Source organism: Candidatus Cloacimonadota bacterium (genome assembly GCA_034661015.1).
Classification (GTDB): Bacteria; Cloacimonadota; Cloacimonadia; order JGIOTU-2; family JGIOTU-2; genus JAYEKN01.
In genome coordinates this window covers 1-6,160 of sequence record JAYEKN010000045.1, presented here as the reverse complement: position 1 = coordinate 6,160, position 6,160 = coordinate 1, and the positions used below count along the sequence as shown (strand labels likewise).

Annotated in this window: 4 protein-coding genes; all 4 read right to left on the bottom strand. The window is 37.3% G+C overall.

The annotated features are described in order from the left end of the window. Nucleotides 1-131 precede the first annotated feature (131 nt). The gene (locus tag U9P79_01575) at nucleotides 132-2,828 is read right to left on the bottom strand and encodes a T9SS type A sorting domain-containing protein (GenBank protein MEA2103317.1); all 2,697 of its coding nucleotides are present in this window, start codon (nucleotides 2,826-2,828) and stop codon (nucleotides 132-134) included. Nucleotides 2,829-2,998: 170 nt separating this feature from the next. Then, nucleotides 2,999-3,376: a glycine cleavage system protein GcvH gene (gcvH, locus tag U9P79_01570; protein ID MEA2103316.1), complete on the bottom strand. Its 378-nt coding sequence runs from the start codon at nucleotides 3,374-3,376 to the stop codon at nucleotides 2,999-3,001. Nucleotides 3,377-3,403: 27 nt separating this feature from the next. Next, nucleotides 3,404-4,504, bottom strand: coding sequence for a glycine cleavage system aminomethyltransferase GcvT (gene gcvT, locus U9P79_01565; GenBank protein MEA2103315.1), 1,101 nt, complete (start codon nucleotides 4,502-4,504; stop codon nucleotides 3,404-3,406). A gap of 121 nt (nucleotides 4,505-4,625) precedes the next feature. Beyond that, complete coding sequence (locus U9P79_01560; protein MEA2103314.1) at nucleotides 4,626-5,621, bottom strand: DUF6340 family protein; 996 nt, start codon at nucleotides 5,619-5,621, stop codon at nucleotides 4,626-4,628. Between the last annotated feature and the right edge of the window lie 539 nt (nucleotides 5,622-6,160).

Below are 6,160 nucleotides of genomic sequence, written 5' to 3'. Positions count from 1 at the left end.
TTTTACTCCAAAACAAAGAAAAATATCACGGATATTTTACTCCAAAGGGTACGACTTGGGTTTCACACTCCACGCGAAAAAAAAAGCCCCGATCATAACGATCGAGGCTCTTGTTTATAGATTACTGACGACTATTTCATTAGCAACATTTTCTTTGTTGCGGAATAATTTTCAGTTTTGATTTTGTAGAAATAAAGTCCGTTCGGGATATTTGTTGGATTCCAAACAGCAATACCGTTTTCACCGGTTACAGAATCCACTCTTTGTCCGAGAATATTATAGATATTAATTTCAACCGGTTCTTGGGGAGCAGATTGAATATTATATTTGAATGTTGTGGTAGAAGTTACAGGATTTGGGAAATTGTAAATAGAATTCAGATTTTGCGGATTGGGTTCATTAACGCCAACGTCGGTATTTACAACTGCACGCATCATCATATTTTGCGGAACACCCATAGTATAGTCGAACCATTGTCCTGAAGTATATTGCCAACTACGATTATAAGCAGTTCCATTTTCATCTACACCGATCAAATTTTCCGCACCGGTTTCTATCCAACCAACATAAAAATCGCCACTGTAAATTGTTGGTCTATCACCTTCCGGTATTGTAACAACAGTCCAGCTATTGGCTTGGATACTTGAAGTACTAACTGCTATGGTTTCAACAATTTGAGTGCCGGGTTTTCCGTCAGGTCCATCATCATCCCAAATAGCGAGGGCAACTGTTTGCTGTACTTGAGTAAGATATAATTTTACTCTCAACAAAGAAACGGGATAAGTATCGGGAGTCATTCGAACTGCAAGTCTATCACCCATTGTGCCGGAATTATATCCTGTTTCTGCGGAATCATCATCATAGATAATTTCTTCGGCAGTTGCAATTTCAACATAAGCAGATGCTTCATTTGTATAATCACTTTCATCCATACCATAAACAGCGGTTACCACATAATAATTTGTAGCACCTGTTTCCGGGTCGGGATGAATATATGATGTATCAGCTGCGGGAACTGTTGCCACAATATCGTAAGGTCCGCCTGATTCGAGAGAGTGAAAAATATTATACTCAGTCAAATCACGTGAACGAGATGCATTGTTCTGAATTTGAGCAATTTCTCCATCGGAGTTTTCAATATAAGCAGCGGTATTCCAATTATAGTCAAAGCCTTGTGTAGAAATATCCTGAAATCCGCTTCCGAGATTCGCCCATAAACCATTTTGAGCAGGACCTGCATCATAACCGGCAGGATAACCGTTTGGTTGACCGGAATCAACCTGATTCATATGATAACCGATCCAGTATATTGTACCACTTTCTACAGTTACCGAAACATCAAGGTCTATTTCATTCCAATCATTTATAGTAGGAGATGGAACATCTTGTTCCAAAACCAAGGAAGCATTTGCCCCGGTCCAAATGCAGACTGAATAAATAGCAGTTTCAGAAGTAGGATAGAATTTGATCTTTGTAATTTCACCATCAGCATAAGGAAGCATGTCGGTTGCAGAAAATTTGCTGGCTGCATCCCATTCACCCGGATTGGTTAATCCCAGAGAACCGGCATTCTCACCATTATCCCATCTGATCCAACCTTCAGAACCGCTGGGAGGAGGACTCCAAAATAATTGAACAGTTAGATCTGCAAGGGCTTCTGCATATAGATCTTCCGGGGGAAGAACAGGTGCGGAGACGTATGTATATTTAAACATTCCACCTGTAAACTGATCCAGTGTAAAACCACCGGCGTATCCACATTCATCGTTTGCCCAATCAGTTGCCAAAAATTGTGTACCTTCTGTTCCATCGTATATCGTCCAATTTGCTCCACCATCCAAACTATAGGACGCACCGGAAACTCCGGCTGCTGCCCCGGTACTTACATACATATTGTCAGTTCCGGGTACATAAGACATATCGTTTGTATAGCATGATCCGTTGTAATTAAGAAATGTCCAAGTTTCACCGCCATCGGAAGTTTCATAAAGTGTGCCGGTAGTGCCAGCTCCTTTATCCTGTAATAATCCGTTCATAGAATCTTTGAACCAAATAGTAACATAGGTGAGTGATCCAACAGGATTACAGACTGTCCAGTTATAACCCATATCTGTAGATTTGAAGACTCGACCTTTATTAGTTCCCCACCAAATTGTTTCGCCAACTACATCATAATAGCCGACGATTCCAAATTCACCATTTATCGGAGCGGGAATATTTGCCTGTGGAACTCGTGTCCAGTTTTCACCACCATCGGTAGTTGTGTATAATTCATAATATCCACCGACCGGATCACCTTGAGCAAAGCCATCGTTTTCATTCCAGAAATGAACAACATTGGCAAAGCTGACAGGATTTGTGTACATGCTTGCATGACCTTGGCGAGCCCAATTTTCGCCTCCATCAGAAGTGTGATAAATTCCACCTGGACTTCCGGAGTGCATCGGGCACCATGCTTTTTGGTCATCAAGTGCAAAAACCATTGCAGGCTCCAAATTCGGGTCGGTTACATCAATTTCTCCTGCAACCCAAAGTTCACCACCATTTACGGTGCGGGTGAATTCATGTACAGATCCTCCACCACCGGAACCATCATAGGCTGTTGCCCAGACAATGTTTTCATCCACAACATTCATAAAATTAATACCGCGAGATGTTTCTGAAAATCCGGAGGCTTGTTCGACCCAGCCATAATCCCGAGTCTCATCCTGAATCTGATTGTGAGAATTCAACGTTATGCACTGTGAGGGGTGCTCATTATTTGCAAAAAGAGCGGCTGTGAATAGCACCAAACTCATTGCAAATAAAATTGTCATAATTTTTTTCATACTTTTCCTTTCTTTAAGTTTTCTCAATCATTATAAAATTCTCAGATCAAAAAACCTTATTGTTTCATTGTTTTAATATTTCTCATTTGTATTTCATAGAAGTCAGTGTCAAGTTTATCAAAACTTCCAACCGAATTGAACGACAGAAAATTTAGAGAATGATAGCCAATCTATTCTCCGATAAGTTTCGAGTAAGCGTCGGCAGTAAGCAAATTTCCAAGTTCATCCATATTTGTTATTTCCATTTTCACGATCCAACCTTCATCGTAAGGGCTGGAGTTAATAAGTTCAGAATCATCTTCAAGGTCATCGTTTATTTCCAGCACGATACCGCTAATAGGGGAATAAATTTCTTCTACGGCTTTAACAGCTTCAATCGTAGCCAATACATCTTCCTGGTCAATTTCATCTTTGATTTCCGGCAGCTCAACGAATACGATATCACCGAGTTCGTGTTGGGCATAATCGGTAATTCCAATAGTTGCTATTTTTCCTTCTACTTTTACCCATTCGTGAGTTTCGGTATATTGCAAATCTTCTTTAATCATTTTTCACCTCTTTTGTTTTTAATAAATTTAACGCTTGATAGAACCATCTTTATAGAATGGCGGTTTAATAACTTTTGCCTTTAGCATTTTTTTTCTTACCTGAATTTCGATTTCATTCCCACTTTTCATGAATTCACGTGGAACGTAACCGGTTCCAATTCCTTTTTTCAAACTCGGGGACATTGTTCCGCTTCTTACTTCTCCGATTTCTTTTCCATTTGCAAATATTTTGTAATGTGGACGTGGAACACCTTTATCTTCCATTACAAAGGGAACGAGTTTTCTTTGGATTTTATTCTTTGCCACTTTTTCCAACACCTCTTTTCCAATAAAATCACCTTTATCGAGTTTCACAAACCAACGCAGCCCGGCTTCAAGAGAATTTGTATCTTGATCAATATCATTTCCATATAAAGGATATTTCATTTCCAGCCGCAAAGTGTCTCTCGCCCCAAGACCGATTGGCTCAATTTCAAATTCTTTTCCGGCTTCTTCAATTTTTTCCCACAATTCTTCCGCTTTATCGAGCTCTGTGAAATAAATTTCAAATCCGTCTTCACCAGTGTAACCGGTTCGGGAAACGAGCACATCAACATCACCAATTTTAGTATCAATGAAATGGTAATAACCAATTTGAGAGAGGTCATCCAAGATTATTTTTTGAACGACGGTTTGGGCATCTGGACCTTGCACGGCAATCAGAGCGGTTTTATCGCTGACATCTTCCAATTCTACACCTTGAACAAGATGATCTTTTAACCAGGCAAAATCCTTTTCCAGATTGGAAGCGTTTACTACGAGATAATAGATATCTTCATAACGATAAATGAGAAGATCGTCCACAATGCCACCGGTGGGATAACACATATTTGTGTATTGAACCTGCCCGACTTCAATTTGAGAGAGATCATTAACAGTCATTTTTTGCAAAAACTCCAACCGTTTTGGACCTCTGACAATAAACTCGCCCATATGGGTTAGGTCAAACATACCCACTTTTTCCCGAACAATATTATGCTCATGAACGATTCCTTTTTTGTACTGAACCGGCATTTTGAAGCCGGCAAAATCTACAAATTTCGCACCCAATTTTTTGTGAATATTGTAGAATGGCGTTTCTTTACTCATCGGCATCTCCTATATAATTTTCAATATTTTTTTGATAAAAAATCAAAACGCACTATTGTTTGTCAAATTTAACTCAGATTTTTTTTGAAATTTATATTATGATTTCCAGATATAATATAAATTATTTATGCTGTTTGGGTTCTTTTTCGAGCTTCTTTTCTTCTTCTTTTCTATCGACGATGCGTCTAATATCTTTATCATACTTGGAACTGTTTGTTATTAAATTTAACTTTTTAAATATTTCTATCGCTTTATCAAGATGATCATAAACTTCATTATAAATTCCTATATTGTAAAGAGCAGCTGTTCTATTTTTTTCATTTCCTGATTTTTCAATTGAATTCCAGACTTTTAGGGCAGCTTTCCATTTCCCCTTTTGAGCCTTTTTGTTTGCAACTTTTATTTTTTTTGAACCGCCCGTTTTCATCTTTAAATGTTGATAAGAATAATAAGGAACGACTTTGCGATATAAAGAAGTCATCGTATTGTAGAGCGCATCATGAACAAGAGACTCCCAGCATTCGATATTATCGCGGGCAGCATTTAATGTGCTTTCTGTAACTTGATTAGATGAATTCGATTCAACCTGTGAAGCTCCGATAACATTTCCATTTCTGTCTGCTACCCGGATATTTATAGTTACTCCGGTTTGTCTTACAAGCGTATATGTTTTACTTATTACGATAATTTCTTTACCATTTTTATCATTTTCCTTTTTCTTATTCTTTGTTACTTGGTAATTATCTTGCACCGTGTAATAAATACTGCCGTTTATTTCCGCTCCATAGTTTTCGCTATTTTCCACAATATTATAGAAACCGTTATTGGCAAACTTATTTATCATATTTGAGTAATAATAATTTTTAATTTCCTTATCTCCCACCTGCTGAGTTACAGTTGATTTTGCGAAATTTACTATCTCACCAACAATTTCAGAATTATTTTTTTGATTGAGATTTAGATTTCCCGAAACAGAAAATTTATTGATCTTGATATTTTGCACATCTCCAATACAAATTTCAGGTGGATGTTCAATTTTATATTTTACAATTCCACTGCATCCTGCGATAATCAGAATTAGCAAAAGTGATAAACTTTCTTTCAATTTTTTCTTCATAATTTTCCTCGTTTCATAATTTAATGAGTGCCCATCCGTAAACTCGCATTTTTGCAATGATTCTCCGAATGTGATTCGACGCAGATAAACACTGATTATGCTGATGAACCCCTGTTGAATATTAAAATACAAATCATTCAACGGGGCAGACGCTGATACTACACTTTTTACAAAAAAATTTTATCTTGCGAAAATCGGTTTTTTCAGTGTTCATCTGCGTCGAATCCCTACTTTACGGATCGACACTAAATAGTCATCTTTCCACATTGATTTATATTCGATTTTTTGATTTTCTTTATTCATATTACCTCTTTATCTTTGTAAATATCTGATATAAATATTTTCCGTCAACACTTTCATTTTCGCTGCAAAAAGATGAATCAATAAACTGAAATTTCTTTATCATTTTTTCCCTTTTTTGCACAGACAATTACCTCATCAAAACCATCTTACCAATCGGACTTTTCTCAATATTAAATTTATAAAAGTAAATTCCGGCAGAATAACCTGATGCATCCCAGACGATTTTATTAATTTCC

What these genes read in the sequence shown, in the direction of transcription:
- U9P79_01575 (MEA2103317.1), bottom strand. Translation starts at nt 2,828, where the DNA reads ATGAAAAAAATTATGACAATTTTATTTGCAATGAGTTTGGTGCTATTC.
- gcvH (MEA2103316.1), bottom strand. Translation starts at nt 3,376, where the DNA reads ATGATTAAAGAAGATTTGCAATATACCGAAACTCACGAATGGGTAAAA.
- gcvT (MEA2103315.1), bottom strand. Translation starts at nt 4,504, where the DNA reads ATGAGTAAAGAAACGCCATTCTACAATATTCACAAAAAATTGGGTGCG.
- U9P79_01560 (MEA2103314.1), bottom strand. Translation starts at nt 5,621, where the DNA reads ATGAAGAAAAAATTGAAAGAAAGTTTATCACTTTTGCTAATTCTGATT.